This is a genomic window from Palleronia aestuarii, from assembly GCF_003253995.1.
GTDB classification, from domain to species: domain Bacteria; phylum Pseudomonadota; class Alphaproteobacteria; order Rhodobacterales; family Rhodobacteraceae; genus Palleronia; species Palleronia aestuarii.
Genome location: NZ_QKZL01000002.1, coordinates 257,710 through 283,408 on the forward strand (window position 1 = coordinate 257,710; position 25,699 = coordinate 283,408).

At 67.9% G+C, this 25,699-nt stretch carries 24 protein-coding genes; 15 read left to right on the forward strand and 9 right to left on the reverse strand.

The window, feature by feature from the left end; all coding sequences use genetic code 11:
* Nucleotides 1–12: 12 nt before the first annotated feature.
* Nucleotides 13–1,572 carry a PAS-domain containing protein gene (locus LX81_RS03375; protein WP_111535874.1) on the reverse strand — a complete coding sequence of 520 codons (1,560 nt, stop codon included), beginning with the start codon at nucleotides 1,570–1,572 and terminating at the stop codon, nucleotides 13–15.
* An 81-nt stretch (nucleotides 1,573–1,653) separates the two neighbouring features.
* On the reverse strand, nucleotides 1,654–3,075 hold the full coding sequence (gene regB / locus LX81_RS03380) for a sensor histidine kinase RegB (RefSeq protein WP_111535875.1): 1,422 nt from the start codon (nucleotides 3,073–3,075) through the stop codon (nucleotides 1,654–1,656).
* A gap of 152 nt (nucleotides 3,076–3,227) precedes the next feature.
* Between regB and LX81_RS03385 the strand changes: the two genes are divergently transcribed.
* Nucleotides 3,228–3,782, forward strand: a complete 555-nt coding sequence (locus tag LX81_RS03385) for an ActR/PrrA/RegA family redox response regulator transcription factor (protein WP_111535876.1) — start codon at nucleotides 3,228–3,230, stop codon at nucleotides 3,780–3,782.
* 3 nt (nucleotides 3,783–3,785) lie between these two features.
* Here LX81_RS03385 and LX81_RS03390 read toward each other — a convergent pair whose 3' ends face one another.
* Nucleotides 3,786–4,658 (reverse strand): LysR family transcriptional regulator, encoded by an 873-nt coding sequence (locus tag LX81_RS03390; RefSeq protein WP_111535877.1) that lies wholly within the window; start codon nucleotides 4,656–4,658, stop codon nucleotides 3,786–3,788.
* Between the two features lie 217 nt (nucleotides 4,659–4,875).
* On the opposite strand from LX81_RS03390, the gene LX81_RS22090 reads away from it, so the two are divergent.
* Nucleotides 4,876–5,037: a hypothetical protein gene (locus tag LX81_RS22090; RefSeq protein WP_170133835.1), complete on the forward strand. Its 162-nt coding sequence runs from the start codon at nucleotides 4,876–4,878 to the stop codon at nucleotides 5,035–5,037.
* On the opposite strand, the gene LX81_RS03400 is transcribed toward LX81_RS22090, so the two are convergent.
* On the reverse strand, nucleotides 5,034–5,624 hold the full coding sequence (locus tag LX81_RS03400) for an HD domain-containing protein (protein ID WP_111535879.1): 591 nt from the start codon (nucleotides 5,622–5,624) through the stop codon (nucleotides 5,034–5,036). The genes LX81_RS22090 and LX81_RS03400 overlap by 4 nt on opposite strands.
* 142 nt (nucleotides 5,625–5,766) lie before the next feature.
* Between LX81_RS03400 and ahcY the strand changes: the two genes are divergently transcribed.
* From ahcY to LX81_RS03420, 4 genes are all read left to right on the forward strand, one after another.
* The gene (ahcY, locus tag LX81_RS03405) at nucleotides 5,767–7,158 is read left to right on the forward strand and encodes an adenosylhomocysteinase (RefSeq protein ID WP_111535880.1); all 1,392 of its coding nucleotides are present in this window, start codon (nucleotides 5,767–5,769) and stop codon (nucleotides 7,156–7,158) included.
* Complete coding sequence (locus LX81_RS03410) at nucleotides 7,158–7,760, forward strand: pyridoxamine 5'-phosphate oxidase family protein (protein ID WP_111535881.1); 603 nt, start codon at nucleotides 7,158–7,160, stop codon at nucleotides 7,758–7,760. Before ahcY ends, LX81_RS03410 begins: the two co-directional genes overlap by 1 nt.
* A gap of 36 nt (nucleotides 7,761–7,796) precedes the next feature.
* Nucleotides 7,797–8,135, forward strand: coding sequence for a DUF2853 family protein (locus LX81_RS03415; RefSeq protein WP_111536027.1), 339 nt, complete (start codon nucleotides 7,797–7,799; stop codon nucleotides 8,133–8,135).
* A gap of 70 nt (nucleotides 8,136–8,205) precedes the next feature.
* On the forward strand, nucleotides 8,206–9,189 hold the full coding sequence (locus LX81_RS03420; RefSeq protein WP_170133836.1) for an FUSC family protein: 984 nt from the start codon (nucleotides 8,206–8,208) through the stop codon (nucleotides 9,187–9,189).
* Between the two features lie 21 nt (nucleotides 9,190–9,210).
* Here LX81_RS03420 and LX81_RS03425 read toward each other — a convergent pair whose 3' ends face one another.
* The 3 genes from LX81_RS03425 to tsaD all read right to left on the reverse strand — a co-directional run bounded on the left by LX81_RS03425 (nucleotide 9,211) and on the right by tsaD (nucleotide 11,985).
* A complete protein-coding gene (locus LX81_RS03425; protein ID WP_111535883.1) occupies nucleotides 9,211–10,356 on the reverse strand; it encodes a glycosyltransferase in 1,146 nt (381 codons plus the stop codon).
* A gap of 127 nt (nucleotides 10,357–10,483) precedes the next feature.
* Nucleotides 10,484–10,906, reverse strand: coding sequence for an EVE domain-containing protein (locus LX81_RS03430; protein ID WP_111535884.1), 423 nt, complete (start codon nucleotides 10,904–10,906; stop codon nucleotides 10,484–10,486).
* Entirely contained in the window at nucleotides 10,903–11,985 is a 1,083-nt protein-coding gene (gene tsaD, locus LX81_RS03435) for a tRNA (adenosine(37)-N6)-threonylcarbamoyltransferase complex transferase subunit TsaD (RefSeq protein ID WP_111536028.1), read from the reverse strand. The genes LX81_RS03430 and tsaD overlap by 4 nt, the downstream gene beginning before the upstream one ends.
* Before the next feature lie 57 nt (nucleotides 11,986–12,042).
* Here tsaD and LX81_RS03440 point away from each other — a divergent pair, with 57 nt between their 5' ends.
* The 4 genes from LX81_RS03440 to LX81_RS03455 all read left to right on the forward strand — a co-directional run bounded on the left by LX81_RS03440 (nucleotide 12,043) and on the right by LX81_RS03455 (nucleotide 17,435).
* On the forward strand, nucleotides 12,043–12,747 hold the full coding sequence (locus LX81_RS03440) for a uroporphyrinogen-III synthase (RefSeq protein ID WP_111535885.1): 705 nt from the start codon (nucleotides 12,043–12,045) through the stop codon (nucleotides 12,745–12,747).
* 61 nt (nucleotides 12,748–12,808) lie between these two features.
* Nucleotides 12,809–14,125, forward strand: coding sequence for a COG4223 family protein (locus LX81_RS03445; RefSeq protein ID WP_111535886.1), 1,317 nt, complete (start codon nucleotides 12,809–12,811; stop codon nucleotides 14,123–14,125).
* A gap of 11 nt (nucleotides 14,126–14,136) precedes the next feature.
* Complete coding sequence (locus tag LX81_RS03450; RefSeq protein ID WP_111535887.1) at nucleotides 14,137–15,753, forward strand: heme biosynthesis protein HemY; 1,617 nt, start codon at nucleotides 14,137–14,139, stop codon at nucleotides 15,751–15,753.
* Nucleotides 15,754–15,881: 128 nt separating this feature from the next.
* Nucleotides 15,882–17,435: a substrate-binding domain-containing protein gene (locus tag LX81_RS03455; protein ID WP_234822473.1), complete on the forward strand. Its 1,554-nt coding sequence runs from the start codon at nucleotides 15,882–15,884 to the stop codon at nucleotides 17,433–17,435.
* A gap of 15 nt (nucleotides 17,436–17,450) precedes the next feature.
* On the opposite strand, the gene dnaJ is transcribed toward LX81_RS03455, so the two are convergent.
* Nucleotides 17,451–18,605, reverse strand: coding sequence for a molecular chaperone DnaJ (dnaJ, locus tag LX81_RS03460; protein WP_111535889.1), 1,155 nt, complete (start codon nucleotides 18,603–18,605; stop codon nucleotides 17,451–17,453).
* A 77-nt stretch (nucleotides 18,606–18,682) separates the two neighbouring features.
* Complete coding sequence (gene dnaK / locus LX81_RS03465; protein ID WP_111535890.1) at nucleotides 18,683–20,602, reverse strand: molecular chaperone DnaK; 1,920 nt, start codon at nucleotides 20,600–20,602, stop codon at nucleotides 18,683–18,685.
* Between the two features lie 209 nt (nucleotides 20,603–20,811).
* Here dnaK and LX81_RS03470 point away from each other — a divergent pair, with 209 nt between their 5' ends.
* The 5 genes from LX81_RS03470 (at nucleotide 20,812) to LX81_RS03490 (ending at nucleotide 25,699) form a co-directional block, all read left to right on the forward strand.
* Nucleotides 20,812–21,435, forward strand: a complete 624-nt coding sequence (locus tag LX81_RS03470; RefSeq protein WP_111535891.1) for an alpha-ketoglutarate-dependent dioxygenase AlkB family protein — start codon at nucleotides 20,812–20,814, stop codon at nucleotides 21,433–21,435.
* Between the two features lie 97 nt (nucleotides 21,436–21,532).
* Nucleotides 21,533–22,330, forward strand: a complete 798-nt coding sequence (cysQ, locus tag LX81_RS03475; RefSeq protein ID WP_211322699.1) for a 3'(2'),5'-bisphosphate nucleotidase CysQ — start codon at nucleotides 21,533–21,535, stop codon at nucleotides 22,328–22,330.
* A gap of 68 nt (nucleotides 22,331–22,398) precedes the next feature.
* Nucleotides 22,399–23,286 carry a UTP--glucose-1-phosphate uridylyltransferase GalU gene (galU, locus tag LX81_RS03480; protein WP_111535893.1) on the forward strand — a complete coding sequence of 296 codons (888 nt, stop codon included), beginning with the start codon at nucleotides 22,399–22,401 and terminating at the stop codon, nucleotides 23,284–23,286.
* Between the two features lie 12 nt (nucleotides 23,287–23,298).
* Nucleotides 23,299–24,282: a UDP-glucose 4-epimerase GalE gene (gene galE, locus LX81_RS03485; protein WP_111535894.1), complete on the forward strand. Its 984-nt coding sequence runs from the start codon at nucleotides 23,299–23,301 to the stop codon at nucleotides 24,280–24,282.
* A 16-nt stretch (nucleotides 24,283–24,298) separates the two neighbouring features.
* Complete coding sequence (locus tag LX81_RS03490) at nucleotides 24,299–25,699, forward strand: sulfotransferase family protein (RefSeq protein ID WP_111535895.1); 1,401 nt, start codon at nucleotides 24,299–24,301, stop codon at nucleotides 25,697–25,699.

Here is a 25,699-nt window from a genome sequence, read left to right on the forward strand (position 1 = left end):
GCCGCAAGCGGATTAGGCCTTGATGCGATGCACGGATTCGCGACGCTCGCCGAGTGGGATCAGCTTGCCGGACGCGCCTTGCTCGAAGCGGACGAGCGTGCCCGCATCGGGCAGCGGCGCCAGCGTGACGCGGATCGGCCGGCCCGAGCGCATCTGCACCTCGCCCGACCATTCCGACCGCTCGCGCCCCGTCGACAGGAAGACCCGCGCATCGCCCCAGATCGGCGTGGGCTCCGTCATATGGGTCCAGGTGCGCAACGCATCGGCGGCGCTGATTTCTGCAAAACCGCCCATCGGCTCGATCTCCCACATCGCGTCATAGGCCTCGTTCGACATGACGAGGGTTCCGCCGCTGTCGAAGACCGCGATCGCTTCCTCGAGCGCGTCGAGCACCGCGTGGCCCGTCTCGATCTGCGCGCGGAACTGTTTCGTCAGGCGCAGCTCGGCGCTGATGTCCTCGAAGAGGAAGGCCACGGCGCCGCCGGGCTGCGGCCGCCCGCTTACGCGGTAGGTGCGACCGCCGGAAAGGTGCCACATTTCCGCATAGGTGCCGTTCGCCGCGGAATGCTCGATGTCCTGCACCGTCTCGCGCCAGTTCGCGGCCTCTTTCGGCTCCGGCATGACCCGGCGCACGCGCAGCGCGTCGAGAAAGGAGTCGAGCGAGGGCCGGGAGATCAGCAGGTCCGAGGGGAGTGAGGTCAACTCGCCCAGTGCCGGATTCGTCAGGATGAGCTGGCGGCGCCGGTCGAAGACGGCAAGTCCGATATCGAGGTGGGCGAAGGTGTTCGAGAAGCTCTGGACGAAGCTGCGGAGCGATTCCTCCGCCGCGACGAGCGCATCTGCAGGCGTGGCCGACAGGACCATGTCGCCGTCGAGCGCCACGGCATGGCAATCGTACCACCCCCGCTCTCCTCCACCCGCGATCTGCAGGCGCACGGGGCCCCGCGTGCGCCCCTCGATGCGCCGGAAGAGCGGGGGCGGCGGCCAGGTGCCGGTATCGCCGAGCTTCTCCGCCTCGACGATCTGAAGGTAGGCGCGGTTGACCCAGGTGATCCGTCCCTCCGCATCCTCGCGCCAGATCGGATAGGGCAGGCTTTCCCCGATTGCCCTTAGGCCCTCGAGCTCGCGTTCGATCGCCGCGTGCAATCCGCGGTCGAGGGTCACCGCGTCGCGCTCCGCATCCTCGAGCGTGAGGCGCAGCCGCGGCCCCTCCACGCCGATCGCGAGGCTTCGCACGCCATCGCGCGAGACTACATGCGCGATGCGCCGCCGTTCGGCCGACCGAAGTGTCGCGGGCAGATCGGGAAATTCTTCCCCGAGGACGGCCATCAGCCGGGCATGGGCCGAGCCGTCGGAGCCGAGGCTGTCGAGGTAATCCTGTGCAGGCCCGGAGAGATCGACGAGCGTCTCCCCTTCGAAGAGGAAGACCGTCCGAGCGTCCCTCGCGTCTGCGGCACCGAGCTGCATCTTGCGCCGCGATTGCCGCCAGAGAACGAAACCCGCGCCCGCGCTCGCGGAAAGCGCGCCGACGAGGCCCATGAGAAGGATCGTATGAACGTAGGCCTCGACCAAGACGCGATTCCCCGGTTGAACGCTTTCACCGGGACCCTGCAATCTTAACGTTAACCGAGGCTTAAATCCCGCAAGCGCGGCTCATTCCGCGATGGGGGCGTTCTCCTCGAACCCGTTTCGCTCCGCAGCCGGTACGTCGATATCCTCCCGCTGCCATGTCGTCGTGACGAGCGCTCCCACTCTTGCTCCGGCCGATGCACCTATGTTGAGGAGCGGATGGCCGTTCGCGAAGGTCAGTTCCGCACCAGACCGCTCGAGCAAGGTCTTTGCGATGAAGAGCCCGAGGCCCATGCCCTCGTAGCGTTCGCGCCGTTCCCCGGCCTGTTCGGTTCCGCGCCGCTTGCGCAGGAACGGATCGCCCAGGAAAGGCAGCAGGTCCGTGGGATAACCCGGCCCGTCATCGGCGATCCGGAGCATGATCTCGGTATCGCTCCAGCGGATGTCGATCCAGACCGTCGTCTTGGCGAAGTCGACGGCGTTCTGCACGAGATTGCGGATCCCGTGGACGATCTCGGGACGGCGCAGCACGACGGGCTGGTGCGGCTCGGCCGCTGGCTCCGCGATAATGTCAAAGAGGATGGCGATCCCGCGATTCTGATGCGGCTCGGCCGCCTCCTCCACCACGGTGCTGATCGGAAGCCGCGTGATCAGCTCGTCGCGCTTGCCCGATTGCCCCATGGAACGCAGGATCACCCGGCAGCGCTCCGCCTGCTCGCGGATGAGGCGCGCATCGGCGCGCTGTTCGCCGTCGAGATGCGGGTCGTCCATCATTTCGCCCGAGACGACGGCGATCGTGGCGAGCGGCGTGCCGAGTTCGTGCGCGGCGGCCGCGACGACACCGCCCAGATCGGTAAGCTTCTGCTCGCGCGCCAGCGCCATCTGCGTGGCCGAGAGCGCGTCCGCCATCGCCGTGATCTCGCGCGTGACCCGTCGCGCATAGGCGGCCTGGAAGATGATCCCCACGACGATCGCCGACCAGAACCCGAACAGGAAGATGGCGGGCAGGCGAAGCACCTGGCCGTCATGCGTGGCGAGCGGCATGTTCATCCAGTCGATCAGGGTGACGAGCACGACCGCGACGACGCCCAGCACGACCGTGGCCCGCCCCCTCAGGGTCGTGGCGGCGATCGCGATCTGCGCGAGGATCAGGACGCTGAAGGGATTGTGCAGACCGCCCGTCAAGGCGAGCAGACTCGTGAGCTGCACCATGTCGAAGGCCAGAACACCCGCCAGCTCCCGCTCGCTCAGCCGTTTCGTCTCGGGAAAAAGGAAGATGGCGACGAGATTGGTGATGATTGCCGCGCCGATCGCGAGATAGATCAACCCGATCTGCGGCCTCAGATCGAAGATCTGAACGCCCACGACCACGGCGAGGAGCTGCCCCGCGATCGCGATCCAGCGCAGCAGGACGAGCGTACGCAGCCGGACCCAGTTCGACCGGCGCGCGGCGGCGAAGACGGGATCGACCGTATCGGAAGATGAGAGGAGACGGGAATAGGGCATCCCCGTACAGCTTATCGCCCCGTCCTGCAGGTTCAATGGCGCGTGACCCCGGCATGCCGGGGCACGATGCCGCTCCGCCCGATTTGACGGTCCTCCCGCCAGACTTAGATAGCTTCTAAAGAAGCGATGGGTCGGTTCGAGGAGCGCTGGATATGGCAGAAGCGGCAGAGGACCGGATGGGCGAGGACAAGACGCTGCTCCTCGTCGACGACGACGAACCGTTCGTCAAGCGGCTCGCCCGCGCGATGGAGAAGCGCGGCTTCGAGGTGGAGACGGCAGAGACCGTGGCCGAGGGCCGGAACATGGCCAAGGCCCGCCCGCCCGCCTATGCCGTGGTCGATCTCAGGCTCGGCGACGGCAACGGGCTCGATGTGGTGGAGGCGATCCGGGAGAAGCGCGAGGACAGCCGGATCGTCGTGCTGACGGGCTACGGGGCGATCGCGACCGCGGTCGCGGCGGTCAAGATCGGCGCCACCGACTATCTCTCGAAGCCGGCCGACGCCAACCAGATCACCGCCGCGCTTCTGTCCGACGGCGAGGACCTGCCGCCGCCGCCAGAGAACCCGATGTCGGCCGACCGCGTCCGCTGGGAGCATATCCAGCGCATCTACGAGCAATGCGACCGTAATGTGAGCGAGACGGCGCGCAGGCTCAACATGCACCGACGTACGCTGCAACGCATCCTCGCCAAGCGCTCGCCGCGCTGAGCCTCAGGCCTTCGCCTCCCGCCGAAGCCAAGACATCAATGTCCTGAGCGGTCCGGTCGCGCGGTCCGCGCGGGTCAGCATGTGGTAGGCCAGATCGGTGTTTGTCTCCTCGTAGACGATTTCCAGATCGCCGCGCGCGATATCGGCATCGGCGATGACGCGCGGCACGATGCCGAGGCCGAACCCCGCGCGCACCGCCTCAAGCGCCATGGAGATGGTCGGAAAGCTTCTTACGGACACCCGATCGATCTCCAGCCCGTTCTGCTCCGCCCAGAGCAGGTCCTCCGCATTGTTGGCTTCGGTCAGGAGGTCGTACCCGGCGAGATCGGACAGCGTCGTGATCGGTCGGGCGATCAGACCTGGCGTCGCGACGACCGCGTGCGCCGCGTCGAGGATTCGTTCGGACACCACGCCGGTCCAAGGCCCTCGCCCGTACCTCAATGCCATGTCGTAGTTCTGCGCGCGCAGATCGACGACGTCGGGAGAGGGAATGAGTTCGAGCTCCAGTCCGGGATGTTCCGCCCAGAGCTTGCCGATCCGGGGCATCAGCCAGTTCGCCGCGAGAGACGGCGTGAGGGCGATCCGGAGCGGTCGGTCCTCGTGACGCCGCAGCAGCGCGGTCGCCGCCGCGCCGACGATCCCGAACCCCTCCGCGAGCGCATCGGCGAGGGCCCGTCCCTCCGGGCTCACCTGCATGCCTGCGCCTTCCCGCATCATGAGGGCGCAGCCGAAATGTGCCTCGAGCCGCCGCACGTGCTGCGCGATCGCGGCATGGGTGACGTTGAGTTCCCGCGCCGCTGCGGAGAGGGAGCCATGACGCGCCGCCGCCTCGAACCCGCGTAGCGCCTGCAGAGATGGGACGTCGCGCCAATCCATTATAAGTTCAGCTTACAACCCGGAATACTTCCTGACTCGCCCGATCTGCGAAAGTCCCTCATCATTTAAAGTATGGAAAGTGGAAGGAAGCAAGATCATGTTAGACTTCATGACAAGGTGGCGGTCGATCCTCAAGCCCCGGACGACGGGGCAGAAGCGCGGAATATCGCTCTGGGCACAGCGCCCTGACGGGTCCGACAGGCGATAGGGGGCGATCATGCTGACCATTCTGGCCGACAGCTTCACCATCGCCGCGCGGCAAGGCGGATGGGCCAGGGGATACGCGCCCTCCGTCCCCGAACCCCGGAAAGGGTGGAAAACCGAAAGAGACGTCGCGCATCTTCGCCGCGAACGGGAGGAAGAGGACGTGACGCGCTAGAGCTGCGCCATCAACTCCGCGTGCCGCCCGGCGAAGGCGGCGCGCACGTCCCGCGGGGGCCTCAGGACGATGTCGAGCCCGTCCGTCAATTCGCGGTTCGGGCGGCCGAAGAAGCGATTGGCCTCGGCCTCCGAGAAACCCGCGATCTGCACTGCCTCGAGCCAGGCGGAGATCCGGTCCGCGGCCTTGATCTGCCGCTTGACGCCCGGCGGAATCGTCGCGGGCAGGCTGAAACGGATATGGATCGCCCCGGCGAGCCGCGCGTCGAGCGCGCCGTAATCCGGGCCGACCGCCGCCTTCACCGGAGAGATCATGTCGCCGATCACGTATTCGGGCGCGTCATGGAGCAGTGCTGCCAACTGCCAGCGCGGCTCCGGCCTCGTGAATTTGCGGGAATAGATCGCCTCCACGAGCAGCGAATGCTCGGCCACGGAATAGGGGTAGTCGCCCTTTGTCTGTCCGTTCCAGCGCGCTACGAAGGCGAGGCCGTGGGCGATGTCGCCCACTTCGATGTCGAGGGGCGAGGGATCGAGGAGGTCGAGCCGTCGGCCCGACAGCATCCTTTGCCAAGCGCGGGTCGGTTTCATGGGGATCGTTCCAGGAGGCGTGCGTCCGTCCCCGTTTCCCGGTTTCGGGCCCGCGCGTCAATCGGCGCACGGCGCGCGATTGCCCCTTCGTCCGGGCGGTGGTAACCGAGCCGCCAACCGCATGGATGCGAGGAGAGGGCACATGGCCAAGGATTACATCGTCAGGGATACCGGCCTCGCGGGCTATGGCCGCAAGGAAATCGATATCGCGGAGACGGAGATGCCGGGGCTGATGGCGCTCCGCGCGGAATACGGAGCCGATAAGCCGCTTTCGGGCGCCCGCATCGCCGGCTCGCTCCACATGACGATCCAGACCGCCGTCCTGATCGAGACGCTGGTGGCCCTGGGCGCGGAGGTTCGCTGGGCCTCGTGCAACATCTTCTCCACGCAGGATCACGCCGCGGCCGCGATCGCCGAAGCCGGCGTGCCGGTCTTCGCGATCAAGGGCGAGACGCTTGAGGAATACTGGGCCTATGCCGACCGAATCTTCGATTTCGGCGACGAGCCCGCGAACCTGATCCTCGACGATGGCGGCGACGCGACGCTCTATATCCTCCTCGGGGCCCGCGTCGAGGCTGGCGAGGAGGACCTCATCGCCGTTCCGAAATCGGAGGAGGAGACGGCCCTCTTCGCGCAGATCCGCAAGCGTATGAAGGAAAGCCCCGGCTGGTTCGCCCGCCAGCGCGAGGCGATCCGCGGTGTCTCCGAGGAGACGACGACCGGCGTGCATCGCCTCTACGAGCTGAAGAAGCAGGGCGGGCTGCCCTTCCCGGCGATCAACGTCAACGACAGCGTCACCAAGTCGAAGTTCGACAACAAGTACGGCTGCCGCGAGAGCCTCGTCGACGGCATCCGCCGCGCCACCGACACGATGATGGCCGGCAAGGTCGCGGTCGTCTGCGGCTACGGCGACGTGGGCAAGGGCTCGGCCGCCTCGCTCCGCGGCGCGGGCGCGCGGGTGAAGGTGACGGAGGTCGATCCGATCTGCGCGCTCCAGGCGGCGATGGACGGGTTCGAGGTGGTGCTCCTCGAGGAGAACCTCGACGCAGACATCTTCGTCACGACCACGGGCAACAAGGACGTCATCCGCATCGAGCATATGCGCGAGATGAAGGACATGGCGATCGTCGGCAATATCGGCCATTTCGACAACGAGATTCAGGTGGCGAACCTGAAGAACCACAAGTGGACCAACATCAAGGACCAGGTGGACATGATCGAGATGCCGTCGGGCAATCGGATCATCCTCCTGTCCGAGGGGCGGCTCCTCAATCTCGGCAACGCCACCGGCCACCCGTCCTTCGTGATGTCGGCCTCCTTCACCAATCAGGTCCTGGCGCAGATCGAGCTCTGGAAGAATGGCGGACAGTACGAGAACGACGTCTACATCCTGCCGAAGCATCTCGACGAGAAGGTCGCGCGTCTCCATCTCGACCGGATCGGGGTCAAGCTCACCACCCTCGACGCGGAGCAGGCGGCCTATATCGGCGTCACGCCCGAAGGCCCGTTCAAGCCGGAGCACTACCGCTACTGATGGAACGGATCGCGGATATCGCGGAACTGGATGCGATCTACGGCGATCCGGTGCCGCGCTCCGTCACCAAGGTCCGGCACCGCATCACCCCGCTCTACGCCCGATGGATCGCCGCGTCCCGCTTCGCCGTGCTCTCCACGGTGGGGCCCGAGGGGACCGATGCGTCACCGCGCGGCGAGGATGGGGCGGTGGCGCATGTCGCCGATGAACGGACGCTGTGGCTGCCTGACTGGTCCGGTAACAACCGGGTCGATTCGCTCAGGAATATCGTGCGCGACCCTCGGGCGAGCCTGATGTTCCTGATCCCCGGCAACGAGAACGTCGTCCGTGCGAACGGCCGGGCTGCGGTGACCGCCGAGCCCCGGCTGACAGAAACCTTCGCACGGGACGGGAAACTGCCGCGGACGGTCATCGTGCTCGACGTGCAGGAGATCTATTTCCAGTGCGCGAAGGCGGTCATGCGCTCCGGCCTCTGGACGCGCGAGCCGGATGGCGCCGACGTTCCCAGTGCCGGTGACCTGCTCCGCGAGGTCGATCCGGATTTCGATGCCGAGGCCTACGATACCGGCTACGAGGCCTTTGCCCGCCCGCGCCTGTGGTAGAGGATGGGCGCGCAAGGCAAGCGAATGGAGGACCAGATGCCCGACCGCGACAAGATCATGGGAAGTGCGATTTCCGACCTGAAGGAGATCGAGGACAATCCCGACATGACCCTTCTCGACCGGATCGTCGCGGATCTCATGCCGGAGATCGAGGATCGGGGCGAGCGGCTCGTCTCCGATTCGGATCGTGACGAATTGCTCCGCATCCGGGAGGAGTTCCTGATCGGACGGCTCGGCCTCAAGGACGACGAGAGCCTGATGGGCGGTATCCAGAAGGCGATCCGGCTCTATCCCCGGGCGGAGCCGGAAAAGCAGCGGGCCGTGGTCTATTACCTCCTCGTCAAGCATTTCGGCAAGGAAGACGCCTACGCCTGACTGCCCCGGGCTGGCCGCGTGATCCCGCGCGGGCTAGATGCCACGGGGACGGAAGACGGGGATGGTCGGGATGATCGAGAAGGCGAAGGCGTTGATCGCCACGAATGGCGCGCCGATGCCATGGGCGACCGTCGCGATCACCTGCGCGGCGATCGCGGTGCCGCCGCTCGTCGCAATCCTGACGATGGGCCGCGTCGGTGCCGTGGCTTTCCTCGCCTCACTCCCCGCCCATCTGGCCGCAAAGGACGAGGGCGTACCGCTCGGTGCGCTCGTTACCCTCTTCATCGGAATGGCCGGCATTCTCAGCCTCGGCGATCCGGAGATGGCGCTGATCGTCGCGCCGCTTCTCGGGATGATGGCGGGGATCTGCGGCCATTTCGGCTTCGCACGCCCGGCGATCCGCGGGCTCATCACCTGGACGGTCTTCACCGCGCCGATTATCTCTCCCGACGACAAGCCGCTCCTCCTTCTTCTCTACATCGCCGCGATGGCCTGGAGCCTCGCCGTCACGCGCATCTTCGGCCAGACCCACACCACGGGCGAGGAGGAGCCGGAGCGCGACGAATACGCGCTCGTCTTCGGGACCGTCATGGCCGTGGGGCTGTTCCTGTCCGTCTTCGTTGGCGGGCGCTTCTTCGGGGAGCACGGCTTCTGGTTCCCGCTCACCTTCGTGGTCCTGTGCCTGCCGCCGCATGGCGAGCTGTTCTCGCGCACGATGAAGCGGACGATCGGGACCGTGCTCGGAACCGCCGTGGCCTTCGGCATCGCCCTGATCTCGCATGCGCCGTGGCTGGTCTTGACGGTCGGGGCGCTGTCCCTGCCGCTGGCCTTCCGGTTCCTGCCGTCGAACTACACGATCTTCACCGCGCTCCTGACCGTGTCGGTGCTCGAACTCCTCGCGCTCGCCTCCGAGTTCAACCAACTCGCGATGGAGCGGCTGACGACCATGGGCGCCGCGGCCGTCATGACGCTCGCCCTTGGCGCGTTGGGCGCGGGGTGCCTGTGGCTCTGGAAGCCCGACACGATCCGCGCCCTGCAGAATCCGGCCGATTGATCCCGGCCGCGCGAGGCCGTCTCAGGCGAGGAGGGCCGGTCTTTCGAGCGCGAAATGCTCCGACACCTCGTCGACGAAGCGGTCCGTCTCGATATAGTCGCGCGCCTTCGCGAAGGCCGTCTCCGCGATGCGGCGACACCTCTCGGGATCGTCGAGCGCGGCGCGGACCACATCCTCCAGATCGGAGAAATCCCACTTGACCGGAAGGTAGGTCTCGCCCGGCACGTAGAGGTCGGGACATGTCTCGAGATGGCCCATGTCTGGCTTGACCAGCACGGCCCCCGTCATGAAGGCTTCGAGATCGCGCCAGCAAAGCTCGCCATAGCCGAACGGGCTCCAGCACAGGCGCGCCTGACGCATCTCGGCGAGGAAAGCCTTCCGGGGGATGCGACCGTCGGGCGTCTGGCGGATTCCGTCGATCCCGCGCGCCGCCTCCTCCGCATGGAGCCGCATCGCCTGGTACCAAGGCGAGCCCCGCGTCGCGAGCCGACAATGAAGGTCGATCGGACGATCCCCGCCCACCGGCGATTCGCCAAGGAACCCCGCCGCGAGCGTCGGATCGAGCAGGAAGTTCGGAGCCAGAGCGAGCCGGTCGAGAAGGTCGGCGGGCGCCTCCCAGTCCACGACCGGCGCCTCGAGGCCATGGAGCGCGGAATAGTAGTCGACGAGGTTCGTATCGCCGCGGAACGGCTGCGTGAACGCGCTGCGATCCTTGAAGAGCGCCTTGCGCTGGTAGAGATCGATATGGGGCGCGACGAACCGCCCGAGCCGGAGATCGCAATGCGCGGACGGATCGAGGAACACGATCCGCGCGGACCGGTTCGTCGAGCGGCAATCCGCCAGCGCGCGTTCGAGCGTCGCCGGATCGACGGTGAACCAGGGCTGCACCACGATGACGTCCGCCGAATGGTCCGCGTCGCCGGCGAGGAATTCGTCCACGGGCCGCAGGCTCAGCGCGACGCCGTATCGCTCCTTCAACGTCTCTTCGTATTTCACGTACGGATAGATCAGCGACCAGCTGATAACGTTCGGATGGTAGTAGATCGCGACCCTGGTTCGCGCGTCCGGCGGAAAGGTCCGTCCGAAAAGCGAATTGGAAAATTGGCTGACAGGTCTCTGAAACCGGCGCGCGCCGGCTGCCCGTTTCAGGGCGAAGATTGGATTCATGGGAGAACTCCCGGACTCACTCGATACAGGAAAACAACAGGTTAACTATGGCTAGAATGGCCCAGACGGGTTCGCCCCGTAAAGGTTAACCAGAGGACATCATGCAGATTTCCGGAAAATTTCGCCCCTAGCGCGAATCGATCCCACCCAACCCGCAGACGATCTCCCACTGGTCGTCCGTGACCGGCTGGACGGAGAGGCGCGAATTCCGCACCAGCACCATGTCGGCGAGTCGCTCGTCGGCCTTCACCGCATCGAGCGTGACGGGACGCGGCAGAGGTGCGACCGCCTTTATGTCGACGCATTCCCAGCGTTCGTCGTCGGTCGTACTGTCAGGATGCGCGGCGGCGATCACCTCGACGATGCCCACGATCTCCCGGCTCGTCTGCGAGTGATAGAAGAAGCCCCGGTCGCCGACCTCCATCTCGCGCATGAAGTTGCGCGCCTGGTAATTGCGCACCCCGTCCCATTCCTCGCCCGCATCGCCCTTCGCGACCTGCTGGTCCCAGCTCCAGGTGGAGGGTTCGGATTTGAACAGCCAGTATCTCATGCCTTTGCTCCCTTCTTGCCGCTGCCGAGGATCGGCGCCGCCTCGGCGTCGAGCGGCCAGCGCGGTCGTGCGACGAGGTCCGTATCGCCCCTGTGCCCGGCACGGTACCGCTCGATTCCCGCCCAGGCGATCATCGCGGCATTGTCGGTGCAGAGTGCGAGCGGTGGCGCGACGAAGGCCGTGCCGTGCCGCCGCGCGACCTCCGCGAGCGCGCCGCGGACGGTGCCGTTCGCCGCGACGCCGCCCGCCACGGCGAAGGCCGCGGGACGAAATCCGCAGGCGGCGAGCGCCCGGTCGGACTTCTCGGCCAGCACGTCCGCGATGGCGGCCTGGAAGCTCGCGCAGAGATCGGCCTGCGCGCCCATGGGCAGGGCGCCATCCTTCAGCTCGGCGTCGCGCGCGCGGATCATTGCGGTCTTCAGGCCGGAAAAGGACATGTCACATCCCGCCCGGTCGAGAAGCGGGCGCGGCAGCGCGATGCGCGGCGTCCCCGACCGCGCGGCCGCCTCCACCGCCGGGCCGCCCGGCTGGCCGAGGCCCAGCAGGCGCGCGACCTTGTCGAACGCCTCCCCCGGCGCATCGTCGATCGTGCCGCCGAGCCGTTCGAATCGCTCCGGACCGTGCACGGCGAGAAACTGGCAATGACCGCCAGAGACGAGAAGAACGAGATAGGGGAAGTCCACCCCGTCGGTGAGCCGGGGGGTCAGCGCATGGCCCGCGAGATGGTTGATCCCCAGGAGCGGCTTGTCCGCCGCCGCCGCGAGCCCGCGCGCGAACATCGTACCCGCGAGCACGCCGCCGATGAGCCCGGGCCCCGCCGTCACCGCGACCGCGTCCACCTCCGCGAGCGTCACGCCCGCGACCGCCAACGCCTCCTCGGTACACAGGTCGAGCTTCTCGACATGGGCGCGCGCCGCGATCTCCGGCACGACGCCGCCATAGGCCGCATGCAGCGCCGCCTGTCCCGCGACCACGTTCGAGAGGATCTCCGGCTGCCGCCCGGGGGCGTGCCGGACCAGGGCCGCGGCGGTATCGTCGCAGCTCGATTCGATGCCGAGGATCGTCAGGGGGGCGGTCATGGGGAGCCTGTTGCGCGGAAGGTGCGCGGGGCGTAGCACTGGGCGCATCCTAATGCCATGCCCCCGAGGCTTCGCCTGACCGCTCCGCCCCTGATCCTGTCCCGCCCGGAGGCGCAGTCCCGCCGCTTCGCGCTCGAGGCGCGGCGCGCGGGGATCGACGGCGCAATTCTCATTTCTCCGGTCCTGCAGGTCCATCTCGATCCACCGGCGGCGCTGCCTCCGGGCGATCTCGTCCTGTCCTCCGTTCACGGGGTCGCCGCGGCGCGCGATCTTTCCGGGCGGCGCGTCTGGGCCGTCGGTGCCGCGACGGCCCGCGCCGCCCTGGCGGCGGGCGCGGATCTGCAGCAGACCGCTCCCGACATCGCGGCCCTTGCAACGTTGCTCCTCGCCGCGCGGCCGGAGCGGGTCGTCCATCTCCGCGGCACGCATGTCGCCGGATCGCTGATCGAGGACCTCTCGGCGGCGGGTATACGGGCCGAGGGGATCACCGTCTACGACCAGGCGGCGCGGAGGATCAGCGATGCCGCGCGCCGCGCGATCGCGGCCGGCCCGGTGCTCCTGCCGCTCTTCTCGCCCCGTTCCGCCGCCTTGCTGGGGGCGGAGGTCGATGGTCCGCCCGTCGCGGCACGGGTTCTCGCGATCAGCGCGGCGGCCGCGCGGGCCTGGCCCTGGCCCGGCGAGGTGCGGATCGCCGCGCGGCCCGACGGGCGTGCGATGCTCGACGGATTGCGCGGGCTTGTTGACCGCGAGGGGGACCGTTAAGCTACCCGAGGTCTTCGAGACCGACGGGCCCCGGGGCCCAGGTAAGAAAGGATCGTGCCCAGTGGCGAAACCCGACGTTCCCCCTTCCGACAGCTCATCCTCCGACAGCCGGGATCCCGACGCGACCGAATCCCGGGAGGACATCGTGGAACCGGGGACGTCCGAGAGCGAGCCCGCCGCGCCGGGCGAGACTTCCGCCATGACGACCGACGTCGTCACCGATTCGTCCGAGCCCGAAGACCGGTCCGATCGCGAGACGATCGTGGCACGCGATCCCGAACCGCGCCGCTCGGGCAGCGGCGGTGCCTTCGCGGCGGCGCTCCTCGGCGGGTTTCTCGCCGGGGCCATCGGCTATCTCGCCGCCTATTACACCGAGTTCGGCCTCTTCGACGGGGGCACCGACGACATCGCCGCGTCGATCGAGGCGCAATCGGCGCGGATCGGCCAGATCGAGGAGACGCTCGGCGCACCCGACGAGAACGCGGCGCGCCTGACGGCTTCCGAAGACGCCCTTACCCAGACGGGTGGCCGGATCGATACGCTCGAGGGGCGCATCTCCGAACAGCAATCGCGGATCGACAGCCTCGAGGAGGCCCTGGGCGGCCTCGGCGATGGCGGAGAGGGCAGCGACGCCCTGGCCGCGCTCGACGCCGCCTCGCAGGAACGCGTCGCCGATCTCACAAGCCGGATCGACGAGTTGCAGCAAACGGTCTCGACCCTCTCCGACGAGGTCTCCACCGAGGACGGGCCGTCGGATGCGGTCACCGCGCTGCAGCAGCAGGTCGAGACGCTCTCGACGCAAGTGTCCGATCAGGCAGCGCGGATCGAGGATCAGGCGAGCCAGATCACGGCCGCGCGCGATGCCGCCACCGAGGAGACGCGGCGGATCTCGTCCGAGGCCGCGATCGCGGAAATCGGGGCGGCGGTCGAGAACGGCACGCCCTTCGCCGAATCCGTCGCGGCCTTCCAGACGGCGAGCGACATCCCCGTCCCCTCCGCCTTCGTGGAGAATGGCGGGACCGGCGTCGCCACGCTCGGTGCGTTGCAGCGCGATTTCTCCGACGCCGCGAGAGACGCCCTTTCCGCGTCGATCTCCGAGACGGCGGGCGATGGCGCGATCGACCGGATCGGCGCGTTCCTGCGTGCGCAGACCGGCGCCCGGTCGCTCGGCGAGCGGGAGGGGAGCGGCGCGGACGCGATCCTGTCGCGCGCCGAGGCCCGGCTTCAGGACGGCGAATTGCAGGCCACGCTCGACGAGCTCGGGGCATTGCCCGAGGCGGGTCGAAATGCCATGTCGGACTGGATTTCGCGGGCAGAGGCCCGTCTCCAGACCAGCGAAGCCGTCGCGCAGGTGTCGCAATCCCTAAACGGTAATTGAGGACGAACGCGATGCTCTGGTCCCTTCTCAAGATCGTCCTCTTCTTCTTTGTCGTCGCGGCGCTCGCGCTCGGCGCGGAATGGCTGATGGAGGCCGAAGGCACGCTGCGCCTGGCCTTTGCCGGCACGGAATTCACGCTCGGCCCGCTTCAGACGGTGATCGCGGTCCTGCTCCTCGTCCTCGCGGTCTGGATCGTTCTCAAACTTCTCGGCCTCCTCGTCGCTTTTCTGCGGTTCGTGAACGGGGACGAGACGGCGGTGACGCGCTACTTCTCCCGCAATCGGGAGAAGAAGGGCCTGAACGCCCTCGCCGACGCCCTCCTCGCGCTCGCCTCTGGCGAGGGGAAGGAGGCACAGGCCAAGGCGCAGCGGGCGGAGCGCTATCTCGACCGTCCCGACCTCACCAAGCTCCTCCTCGCCCAAAGCCACGAGATGACGGGCGAGACGGGAAAGGCGGAGGCCGTCTACAAGCAACTCCTCGAGAACGACCGGACCCGCTTCGTCGGCGTGCGTGGCCTGATGAAGCAGAAGCTCGACGCGGGCGACACCGCGACCGCCCTGGCCCTCGCCGAGCGGGCCTTCGCGCTGAAGCCCAAGCACGTTGAGACGCAGGACACGCTCCTGCGCCTGCAGGCGGCCAAGCACGATTGGTCGGGCGCCCGGAATACGCTCGGGGCAAAGCTCAAGCATGGCAGCCTGCCGCGCGACGTCCACCGCCGCCGCGACGCGGTCTTGGCGTTGAGCGAGGCGCGCGATCTCGTGGCCGACAATACGACGATCGAGGCGCGGGAAGCCGCGATCGAGGCGAATCGCCTGTCGCCGGACCTGATCCCCGCGGCCGCAATGGCCGCCCGCGGCTATATCGCGCGCGGACAGAACCGCTACGCCACGCGGGTGTTGAAGAAGGCATGGGACGCGCAGCCGCATCCCGACCTCGCGGCCGCCTTCGCCGAGATCGCACCCGAGGAGACGCCGGAGCAGCGCATCCGCCGCTTCAACACGCTGACGAAGCTGAAGCCCGACCATCCCGAGACGCGGATGCTGCTCGCCGAGCTTCACATCGCCAACGAGGATTTCCCGGCGGCCCGACGGGCGTTGGGCGACCTCGCCACCGCCTCTCCGACGGCGCGGTCGGTGACGATCATGGCCGCGATCGAGCGTGGCGAGGGGGCGGACGACGCGATCGTTCGCGGATGGCTCACCAAGGCGGTCAATGTCCCCCGCGGCCCGCAATGGGTCTGCGGAAATTGCCACGCGGTCCATTCGAGCTGGGATCCGATCTGCGGCAATTGCGGGGCCTTCGACACGCTTGCCTGGACGGAACCGCGCGAGGGGGTCGTCGCGATGCCGTCGCAGACCGAGATGCTGCCGCTCATCGTCGGTCAGGTCACGAAAGGGCCCGGCCCGGTTGTGGACGAGGAACCGACGGCGTCCGCAGCGCCCGACACGCATTCGGCCGAGGCAGGCGTACCGCCCGTTGATACCGCGCCGCCCGCGTCGAAATCCGACGAGGCCCGACACGCCACCGACGAACCGCTCCAGACGTCCGAGACCGGCAAGCCGGACGTGCCCGAGGCGGAGATCGTCGGTCCCGAACGCAGCGGCGCCGAGAAGAGCCGCGACGCCTGACGGTACCGCTCTGCACGGCTAGGACGACACATGGCCGGGCGCATCCCGCTTGAGGCGATTTGTGCAGTTGAACAATCGCCCGGGCCCCCTGAAACTTCGCGAAGGTTCGGGAGGGGAAGAGGCGGCACATGAGTATTCGTCGGATGGTCTGGGGCGCGGCGCTCGCCGTCGCCGCGCCGTTCGGACCTGCCCTCGCGCAGGACGTCACCCTGACCTCGCGGGAGGGCGGTCTGGTCGTCTCGGGCGAATTGCTCGGCTATGACGGGACCTTTCTCCGCCTCCTGACCGAACATGGCGAGGTGAGCGTCGATGCCTCCGGCGTGACCTGCGACGGCGCGGCCTGCCCGGATCCCGAGCGCTTCGTCACGTATCTGTCCATTTCCGGCGCGGCCTCCGCAGGCCAGGCGCTCTTGCCTCCCCTGATCGAGACGTTCGCGGCGCGAAACGGCTTCGACCTCGCGCGCGAGGAACGCGGAGCGGGCCTGCGCTACACGATGACGGGCCGTGGATCGCGCGGGGTCGTGGCCGTCTTCGATCTGACCCTTTCGACGAGCGCGGAGGGATTCGCCGATCTCCTTGCCGGGGACGCGGATATGAACCTGTCGGACCGGGAGATCCTGCCCCGCGAAGCGGCGCTGGCGCGCGTTGCGGGCCTCGGCGATCTGACCGCTCCGGGGCGAAGCCGAATCGTCGCGCTCGACGCGCTGGTCCCGGTCGTCGCCGTCGGCAATCCCCTGAAGGAGATCTCCCTCACCGACCTGCGCGATGTGGTGGGCGGTGCTCTGCAGGACTGGTCGGATCTCGGCGGGGCCGAGGCGCCCGTTGCCCTCCATCTCGGACCGTCGGGCTCGGGGCAGGATGTGACGCTGTTCCGGCAGCTCTTCGGTGGCGACGCGCCCGCCACCATCGCGACGACGCGACACGAGACTGGCGCGGATCTCTCGGCGGCGGTGGCCGAAGACCCGCTCGCCCTCGGGATCGTGCCCTTCTCCGCGCTCGGCAACGCCCAGGTCGTGGCGCTTCGTGGGCCCTGCGGCATCGCGTCCGAGGCCGAGATCCGCACGCTGAAGAGCGAGGATTATCCTCTCACGACCCCGATCTTCCTCTACAGCCCCGCGCGGCGTTTGGCGCCGATCGCCCAGTCCTTCCTCGACTACGCCGTCTCGCCCGCCGCGCAGGCGGTGGTGCGGCGGACGGGATTCGTGGACCAGTTTCCCGAATCGGTGCCGATCGCGGAGCAGGGCGACCGGTTCCTCGGCGCGATTCTCTCCGCGGGCGACGGGGTTTCCCTCGACGATCTGAAGGACATGGTCGAGGCGATCGCGGGCCGGTCCCGGCTATCGATCTCGTTCCGCTTCGAGGATGGATCGAGCCGGCTCGACGCTCAATCGCGCTCGAACGTCGCGCTCCTGGCGCAGGCCGCGTCTCGGGGGGTGTTCGACGGCCGCAGCCTTCTCTTCGCGGGGTTCAGCGATGCGCAGGGCCCGGCCTCGACGAACCGGCGTCTCGCGGGGCGGCGGGCCGAAGCGGTGCGCGCCGCGGTCGTCGCGGCAGCCGACCTCACCGGTCCGCTATCGCCGTCCTTCGAGACCGCCGCCTTCGGGGAGGCGATGCCGATGGCCTGCGACGACGCGGCCTGGGGGCGCCGGGTCAATCGCCGTGTCGAGGTCTGGCTCGACTGAACCGCGCCGGGCGGTTCAGCCCTTCATCCCGTCCCAGAACGTCTTCACCTTGCGGAAAAAGCCGGAGCTTTCGGGATTGTTGTGCTCGCTCAGGTCGTCGAACTCGCGCAGGAGCTCGCGCTGACGGCTGGTGAGGTTCACCGGCGTCTCAACGGCAAGCTCGATATACATGTCCCCCGCGCCGGCGCCGCGCAGCCGCGGCATCCCCTTGCCGCGCAGGCGCATCTGCTTGCCCGACTGGCTGCCTGCCGGGATCTTTACACGCGACCGTCCGCCGTCGATCGTGGGAACCTCGATGTCGCCGCCAAGCGCCGCGGAGGCCATGGAGACCGGCACGTGGCAGAAGAGATTCTCTCCCTCGCGGGTGAAGAGCGGATGCGCCTCGACCTCGATGAAGATGTAGAGATCGCCCGACGGCCCGCCGCGCAGGCCCGCTTCCCCCTCGCCGCCGAGGCGGATCCGGGTGCCGGTCTCGACACCCGCGGGGATGTTGACGCTGAGCGCGCGATCCTTCTCGACGCGTCCGGCGCCGCCACAGACGTTGCAGGGATTCTTGACGATCTGACCCGCGCCCGAACAGGTGGGGCAGATCCGCTCGACCGTGAAGAAGCCCTGCTGCGCGCGTACCTTGCCCATGCCCGAACAGGTGGGGCAGGTCGCGGGCTCCGCGCCGCCTTCGGCGCCGGTCCCGTGGCAGGTGTCGCATTGCACCGCCGTCGGTACGGTGATCGTCTTCTGCAGTCCGCGATGGGCCTCCTCGAGGCTGACGCGCAAGTTGTAGCGCAGATCCGCGCCCCGCGTGGCCCGCTGTCCGCCGCCACGGCGCTGCCCGCCCATGATGTCGCCGAAAAGATCGTCGAACACGTCGGAGAAGGCCGAGGCGAAATCGCCCTGACCGCCATAGCCGCCGCCCGGGCGCCGCTGACCGCCACCGCCCATGCCGCCCTCGAAGGCCGCGTGGCCGAACCGGTCGTAGGCCGCCTTCTTCTCGGCATCCTTCAGGACGTCGTAGGCCTCGGCCGCTTCCTTGAACTGCGCCTCGGCCTTGGGGTTGTCGGCATTCCGGTCGGGGTGAAGCTCCTTGGCCTTCTGGCGATAGGCCTTCTTGATCTCGTCCGCAGAGGCACCCTTCGACACGCCCAGAACGTCGTAGAAATCGCGTTTTGCCATGAATCTATCCGTCCTTTCCAAACAGGAAGACCGGCCCGAACATCATCGGACCGGCCTCCCCTGTCGGTGAACACGTCTCAGGACGCGCGCTTGTCGTCGTCGAGATCCTCGAAATCGGCATCGACGATGTCGTCGTCGGAACCGCCGCGCTCCGCGTCGGCATCCTCGGCGTCGCCCTTGTCGGCCTTGGCCTGCTCCGACTTGTAGATCGCCTCGCCGAGCTTCATGGCGCTCTCCGTGACGTTCTGGATGCCGGAGCGGATCTTGCCCGCGTCATCCGTCTCGAGCTGCTCCTGCAGGTTCGAGATGGCGAGCTCGATCGCCTCGACGGTCGTCGGATCGACCTTGTCCTTGTGCTCCTCGAGCGATTTCTCGGTCGAGTGGATGAGGCTCTCGGCCTGGTTCTTCGCCTCGACGAGGTCGCGCCGGCCCTTGTCGGCCTCGGCGTTCTCCTCGGCATCCTTGACCATCTTCTCGATCTCGTCGTCGGAAAGACCGCCCGACGCCTGGATCGTGATGTTCTGCTCCTTGCCGGTGCCCTTGTCCTTGGCGGAGACCGAGACGATGCCGTTCGCGTCGATGTCGAACGTCACCTCGATCTGCGGCAGGCCGCGCGGCGCGGGCGGGATGTCCTCGAGGTTGAACTGGCCGAGCATCTTGTTGTCGGCCGCCATCTCGCGCTCGCCCTGGAAGACCCGGATCGTCACCGCGTTCTGGTTGTCCTCGGCGGTGGAGAAGATCTGCGACTTCTTCGTCGGGATCGTGGTGTTGCGGTCGATGAGACGCGTGAACACGCCCCCGAGCGTCTCGATGCCGAGCGACAGCGGCGTCACGTCGAGCAGGACCACGTCCTTCACGTCACCCTGCAGCACGCCCGCTTGGATGGCGGCGCCGAGGGCCACGACCTCGTCGGGGTTGACGCCCTTGTGCGGCTCCTTGCCGAAGAACTTCGTCACTTCCTCGACGACCTTCGGCATCCGGGTCATGCCGCCGACCATGACGACCTCGTCGATGTCGCCGACGGAGATGCCCGCATCCTTGATCGCGGCCTTGCAGGGATTGATGGAGTTCTTGATGAGATCGCCCACGAGGCTCTCGAGCTTCGCACGGGTCAGCTTCATCACCATATGGAGCGGCTGCCCGTTCGAGCCCATGGAAATGAACGGCTGGTTGATCTCGGTCTGGGATGAGGACGACAGCTCGATCTTGGCCTTCTCGGCGGCCTCCTTCAGACGCTGCAGCGCCATCTTGTCCTTGGTCAGGTCGGCGCCGTGCTCTTTCTTGAACTCGTCGGCGAGGTAGTTGACGATCCGCATGTCGAAATCCTCACCGCCGAGGAACGTGTCCCCGTTGGTGGACTTCACCTCGAAGAGGCCGTCGTCGATCTCGAGGATCGTGATGTCGAACGTGCCGCCGCCGAGGTCGTAGACCGCGATCGTCTTCGTCTCTTTCTTGTCGAGACCGTAGGCCAGCGCCGCCGCGGTGGGCTCGTTGATGATGCGCAGCACCTCGAGGCCCGCGATCTTGCCCGCGTCCTTCGTCGCCTGCCGCTGCTGGTCGTTGAAATAAGCGGGAACCGTGATGACGGCCTGCGTCACCTCCTCGCCGAGATAGGACTCGGCGGTCTCCTTCATCTTCTGCAGGATGAAGGCGGAGATCTGGGAGGGGGAATACTTGTCGCCGCGCGCCTCGACCCATGCATCGCCGTTGCCGCCGTCGATGATGTCGTAGGGGAGGTTCTTGCGGTCCTTCGCGACTTCCTCGTCGTCGGTCCGGCGCCCGATCAGGCGCTTGACGGCGAAGATGGTGTTGTCGGCGTTCGTCACGGCCTGACGCTTCGCGGATTGGCCGACGAGCCGCTCGTCCTCGGTGAAGGCGACGATCGACGGGGTGGTGCGGGCGCCCTCGGCGTTCTCGATAACGCGGGGCTGGCTGCCGTCCATGATGGCGACGCAGCTGTTGGTCGTTCCAAGGTCGATGCCGATGACTTTGGCCATGTTTCGTGTTCCTCTTCTTAAGGCGATGTTCCTGCGGGCCGGCCCATCCTTCGGCACCGGTCCGGCGATCCCGGTCTTCTCTATTGTCGTTTTGCCGGATTTTCCGCCCCCGGCTGCGGCGTCTGCGGTATATAGGAGGCGCATTTCTGGCCTGCAAGCGCCGCTCAGGGGCGTTTTTCGGCCCCGCTGCAAGGTTTGGGGGAGGGAACATGGCGGCTCATGACCTGCGTGGCGTGACGCTTCTCAAGGGCGCTCTCGACGCCGCCGGACAGGCCGCGCTCGTGGCCGAGCTGCGCGCCGTCGCCGCAGCCGCGCCGCTCTTTCACCCCGAGACGGCGCGGGGGCGGAAGATGTCGGTGCGCATGACCTCGGCCGGCCGGCTGGGCTGGGTGTCGGACCGGCGCGGCTACCGCTACGAACCCGCCCATCCGCAGGGCATGGCCTGGCCCGAGATCCCGCCGCGGCTCCTGACGCTCTGGGACGCGGTCTCGGGAAGCGCCGTGCCGCCCGATACCTGCCTTCTCAACTATTACGGCGAGGGCGCGCGGATGGGGCTGCATCAGGACCGCGACGAGGCGGAGCTGCACCATCCGGTCGTCTCCCTCTCGCTCGGCGACGAGGCGCTCTTCCGGGTGGGCAATGTCGAACGCGGCGGCAAGACGGAGAGCGTCTGGCTCGCCTCGGGCGATGTCGCGGTCCTTTCGGGCGCCGCGCGGCTCGTCCATCACGGGATCGACCGGATCCGGTTCGGCTCCTCGCGGCTCCTGCCGCAGGGCGGGCGGATCAACGTCACGTTGCGCGTCGCGGGTGCAACCGGCACAGACTCGCCCTGAGCGGACGGCCTCGCGGCACTCCCAGCTTGCCGTTTCGGGTCGGTTTGACCATAAGTGCGGCCGAATGGGGCGTAATTGCAACGACGGAGAATACTTCTTGGACCATCAGAAACTCCAGAACGTCATGCGGCGTCTCGCGCTCGAAGCGGGCGACGCGATCATGGAGATCTACGGATCGGAGGATTTCGACGTCCGCGAGAAGGACGATTCGAGCCCCGTGACCGCCGCGGACGAAGCCGCCGACCGGCTGATCGCCACAGGCCTGCGGCAGGCCTTCCCTGAGGTCGCGCTGGTGACCGAGGAGCAGTCCGCCTCCCACGGGCAGAACGTCTCCACCTTCTTCATCGTCGATCCCCTCGACGGGACCAAGGAGTTCGTGCAGCGTCGCGGCGACTTCACCGTCAACATCGCCTATGTCGAGGAAGGACAGCCGATCCGCGGCGTCGTCTATGCCCCGGCGCGGGAGCGGCTTTTCTACACCGACCCGGTCGGCCATTCGGTCGAGGAGACGGGACCCTTCGACAAGGACATGCCGGGCGAGACGAAGCCCCTGCGCGTGTCGGAGCCCGACAATTCCGCCCTGATGGTCGTGGCCTCCAAGTCGCACCGCGACGCGGAGACGGACGCCTATATCGCCCGATACGCCGTCCGCGACATGACGAGCGCGGGCTCCTCGCTCAAGTTCTGCCTCGTCGCGACCGGGGAGGCGGACCTCTATCCGCGCCTCGGCCGGACGATGGAATGGGACACGGCCGCGGGCCATGCGGTGCTCGCGGGCGCGGGCGGGGCCGTCGTGCGGTTCGAGGATCACCGGCCGCTCGACTACGGCAAGGACGGGTTCGCCAATCCGTTTTTCATCGCGTATGCCCCGGGCGTCCGGCTGTATCCGGCCTGAGGAACGATTCACGGCGCCATCCGCTTTCGACATGGCAAAACAATGCGAAAAACCTAAAGGGACGAGAAATGGCTCAAGCGGTAACGAAGGCGGTCTTTCCGGTCGCGGGTCTCGGAACACGGTTCCTGCCGGCGACGAAGTCGATCCCGAAGGAGATCATGACCCTCGTGGATCGACCGCTCATCCAGTACGCGATCGACGAGGCGCGCGCGGCCGGCATCACCGACTTCATCTTCGTCACCTCGCGCGGCAAGTCCGCGCTCGAGGATTACTTCGATTCCGCCCCGGAACTCGAGGCCGCGCTGAAGCAGAAGGGCAAGACCGAGCTGATGGAGGTGCTGGAGCACACCAACATGCCCTCGGGCGCCATCTCCTACGTGCGCCAGAAGGAGGCGCTCGGCCTCGGCCACGCCGTCTGGTGCGCGCGGCGGCTCATCGGCGACGAGCCCTTCGCCGTGATCCTGCCCGACGACGTCATCAAGGGTGAGACCTCCTGCCTCAAGCAGATGGTCGATGCCCATGCCGAGACGGGCGGCTGCATGATCGCCGCGATGGAAGTGGAGCCCGACAAGGCGTCCGCCTACGGCATCCTCGACGTGGAGGAGCGCAACGGCAACGTCCTGAAGGTCAAGGGCATGGTGGAGAAGCCCGCGGCCGAGGACGCGCCGTCGAACATCGCCGTCATCGGCCGCTACATCCTCACGCCGTCCGTTCTCGACCGGATCGACAAGCTCGACCGCGGCGCGGGCGGCGAGATCCAGCTTACCGACGCGATCGCGGCGGAGATCGGCAACGATCCCGGCGTCAGCGGTCTCGTCTTCGAGGGCGACCGCTACGATTGCGGCAACAAGGGCGGTTTCCTGCAGGCCACGGTGGCCTTCGGTCTCGACCGGCCCGAGTTCCACGACGAGTTCGCGGCCTTCCTGCGCGACCTTCCCTCCTCCAAGCTCGCCTGAACGGAGCCGCCGATGACCACGATCTTCGTCACCGGCGGCGCCGGCTATATCGGGTCGCATGCCTGCAAGATGCTGGCACAGGCGGGCTATACCCCCGTGGCGGTCGACAACCTCTCGCTCGGCTGGCGCGACGCGGTGAAGTTCGGCCCGCTGGTGGAGGTCGACCTCCTCGACCGCCCGGCCCTCGACCGCGCCTTCGCGGAGCATCGTCCGGCGGCGATCATGCATTTCGCCGCGCTCTCCGACGTGGGCCGGTCGATGAAGGAGCCCGGTGAGTACTGGCGCGTCAACGTCGGCGGCTCGCTCAACCTCATCGAGGCCGCGCTCGACGCGGGCTGCGACCGTTTCGTCTTCTCCTCCACCTGCGCGACCTACGGCGATCAGGACGGCGTCGTCCTCGACGAGGAGACGGTGCAGAAGCCCATCAACGCCTATGGCGCCTCGAAACGCGCGGTCGAGGAGATGCTCGCGAATTTCGGCGCCACCCACGGGCTCCGCTCGGTGATCTTCCGCTACTTCAACGTCGCGGGCGCCTCGCCGGAGGGCGACGTGGGCGAGCATCACCGCCCCGAATCGCACCTGATCCCGCTCATGCTCGACGCGATCGACGGCAAGCGGCCCGCGCTCACCGTCTACGGGAGCGACTATCCCACGCCCGACGGCACCTGCATCCGCGACTACGTCCACGTCATGGACCTCATCGACGCGCATGTCCGCGGCCTCAAGTGGCTGGAGGACGGGGGAGAGAGCCGCGCCTTCAATCTCGGCACGGGCTCCGGCTTCTCCGTGCGGGAGGTGATACGGCGCTCCGCCGCGGTCACGAACCGGGAAGTGCCCATCGTCGAGGGGGAGCGGCGTCCGGGCGACGCCACGGCGCTCGTCTCCGGCTCCTCTCGCGCCCGCTCGGAACTCGGCTGGACGCCCGCGCGCTCCGATCTCGACACGATGATCGCCGATGCCTGGCGGTGGCACCAGAACGGGCATTACGACCAGTGATCGCCCGGGCCTGATCATGGGCGACGTCACCAGCTTCATCCTGATCGCGGCGATGCGAACGGGATCGAACTTTCTCGAGGCGAACCTGCGCCAGATCCCCGGCCTCACCTGCTGGGGAGAGGCCTTCAATCCCCATTTCGTCGGCAGCGCCGGCCGCAAGCAACTCGCCGGCGTCACGCTCGCGGAGCGGGAGGCCGATCCCGCCCGCCTCCTCGACGCGCTCGCGGGGGCGAGTGACGGCATTCCGGGCTTCCGGTTCTTCCCCGGCCACGATCCGCGCGTGCTCGACCGCTGCCTCGCCGACCGCTCCTGCGCCAAGATCATCCTTACCCGCAACCCGCTCGACAGCTTCGTGAGCCTCGAGATCGCCCGCGCCACGCGGCAATGGCGCCTCAAGGAAGGCGCGGAGAAACGCAGCGCCCGCGTGGCCTTCGACCCCGACGCCTTCGCCGCCTATCTCGACCGCCACGCGGAGTTCCGGTCCGGGATCGATCGTGCGCTCAAGGAAAGCGGCCAGGCCGCCTTCCGCCTCTCCTACGAGGAGGCGGGCGATCCGGCCGTCTTGAACGGCATCGCGCGCTTCCTCGGGCTCGAGGCCCGGGTGGAGCGGTTCGAGACCCGCAGCCGGGTGCAGAACCCCGAGGCCCTCTCCGAGCGCGTGACGAATTACGAGGAGATGCTCGCGGCCCTCGGCCGTCTCGACCGCTTCGGCCTGGAGCGGATGGCGGAAACGCCCCGCCCGCGCCCCGAGGCGCCGGTCCGCTTCGTCGCGCCCCCGCGCACGCCCCTCGTCTATCTGCCCGTGGCGGGTGGCCCGTCGGGCCGGATCCGCGCCTGGCTCGCCGCGCTCGACGGCATCCGGCCCAAGGACCTCGAGACCGGAGAGGATCGCACCGCGCTCGGGGAGTGGACGGCGGCCCGTCCCGGCCATCTCGCCTTCACCGTGCTGCGGTCCCCCGCGCGGCGCGTCCACTCCGTCTTCTGCCACCATCTCCTTAACCCGGAGGGCGGGCGGTTCCGCGAGATCCTGCGCGAAAGCTTCGGCGTCCCGCTGCCCGATGGCCCGCCCGGTCCCGACTGGGACCTCGCGGCGCACCGGCAGGCCTTCGCGGCCTTCCTCGATGTGGCGGAGGCCAATCTCGCCGGGCGGACCAGCATGGGCGTCGATCCCGCCCTCGCGGAGCAGTCGGAGCGGCTCCGCGCGATCTCCGACCGCCGCGCGCCCGACCTCGTCCTGAGGGAGGAGGAGCTCGAGACGGCGCTGCCCGCCCTCGCCGCGCGGATGGGGCGGGAGGCCCGCTACGAACCCGCGCCCCCCGAGCGGCCCTTTCCGCTCTCGGACGTGCTCGACGAAGCGCTGTCGGCCCGGATCGCGGCGATCTACGCCCGCGACATCGCGCTCTACGGCCTCTCCTGA

What these genes read in the sequence shown, in the direction of transcription:
- regB (WP_111535875.1), bottom strand. Translation starts at nt 3,075, where the DNA reads ATGCCCTATTCCCGTCTCCTCTCATCTTCCGATACGGTCGATCCCGTC.
- LX81_RS03385 (WP_111535876.1), top strand. Translation starts at nt 3,228, where the DNA reads ATGGCAGAAGCGGCAGAGGACCGGATGGGCGAGGACAAGACGCTGCTC.
- LX81_RS03390 (WP_111535877.1), bottom strand. Translation starts at nt 4,658, where the DNA reads ATGGATTGGCGCGACGTCCCATCTCTGCAGGCGCTACGCGGGTTCGAG.
- LX81_RS22090 (WP_170133835.1), top strand. Translation starts at nt 4,876, where the DNA reads ATGCTGACCATTCTGGCCGACAGCTTCACCATCGCCGCGCGGCAAGGC.
- LX81_RS03400 (WP_111535879.1), bottom strand. Translation starts at nt 5,624, where the DNA reads ATGAAACCGACCCGCGCTTGGCAAAGGATGCTGTCGGGCCGACGGCTC.
- ahcY (WP_111535880.1), top strand. Translation starts at nt 5,767, where the DNA reads ATGGCCAAGGATTACATCGTCAGGGATACCGGCCTCGCGGGCTATGGC.
- LX81_RS03410 (WP_111535881.1), top strand. Translation starts at nt 7,158, where the DNA reads ATGGAACGGATCGCGGATATCGCGGAACTGGATGCGATCTACGGCGAT.
- LX81_RS03415 (WP_111536027.1), top strand. Translation starts at nt 7,797, where the DNA reads ATGCCCGACCGCGACAAGATCATGGGAAGTGCGATTTCCGACCTGAAG.
- LX81_RS03420 (WP_170133836.1), top strand. Translation starts at nt 8,206, where the DNA reads ATGATCGAGAAGGCGAAGGCGTTGATCGCCACGAATGGCGCGCCGATG.
- LX81_RS03425 (WP_111535883.1), bottom strand. Translation starts at nt 10,356, where the DNA reads ATGAATCCAATCTTCGCCCTGAAACGGGCAGCCGGCGCGCGCCGGTTT.
- LX81_RS03430 (WP_111535884.1), bottom strand. Translation starts at nt 10,906, where the DNA reads ATGAGATACTGGCTGTTCAAATCCGAACCCTCCACCTGGAGCTGGGAC.
- tsaD (WP_111536028.1), bottom strand. Translation starts at nt 11,985, where the DNA reads ATGACCGCCCCCCTGACGATCCTCGGCATCGAATCGAGCTGCGACGAT.
- LX81_RS03440 (WP_111535885.1), top strand. Translation starts at nt 12,043, where the DNA reads ATGCCCCCGAGGCTTCGCCTGACCGCTCCGCCCCTGATCCTGTCCCGC.
- LX81_RS03450 (WP_111535887.1), top strand. Translation starts at nt 14,137, where the DNA reads ATGCTCTGGTCCCTTCTCAAGATCGTCCTCTTCTTCTTTGTCGTCGCG.
- LX81_RS03455 (WP_234822473.1), top strand. Translation starts at nt 15,882, where the DNA reads ATGAGTATTCGTCGGATGGTCTGGGGCGCGGCGCTCGCCGTCGCCGCG.
- dnaJ (WP_111535889.1), bottom strand. Translation starts at nt 18,605, where the DNA reads ATGGCAAAACGCGATTTCTACGACGTTCTGGGCGTGTCGAAGGGTGCC.
- dnaK (WP_111535890.1), bottom strand. Translation starts at nt 20,602, where the DNA reads ATGGCCAAAGTCATCGGCATCGACCTTGGAACGACCAACAGCTGCGTC.
- LX81_RS03470 (WP_111535891.1), top strand. Translation starts at nt 20,812, where the DNA reads ATGGCGGCTCATGACCTGCGTGGCGTGACGCTTCTCAAGGGCGCTCTC.
- galU (WP_111535893.1), top strand. Translation starts at nt 22,399, where the DNA reads ATGGCTCAAGCGGTAACGAAGGCGGTCTTTCCGGTCGCGGGTCTCGGA.
- galE (WP_111535894.1), top strand. Translation starts at nt 23,299, where the DNA reads ATGACCACGATCTTCGTCACCGGCGGCGCCGGCTATATCGGGTCGCAT.
- LX81_RS03490 (WP_111535895.1), top strand. Translation starts at nt 24,299, where the DNA reads ATGGGCGACGTCACCAGCTTCATCCTGATCGCGGCGATGCGAACGGGA.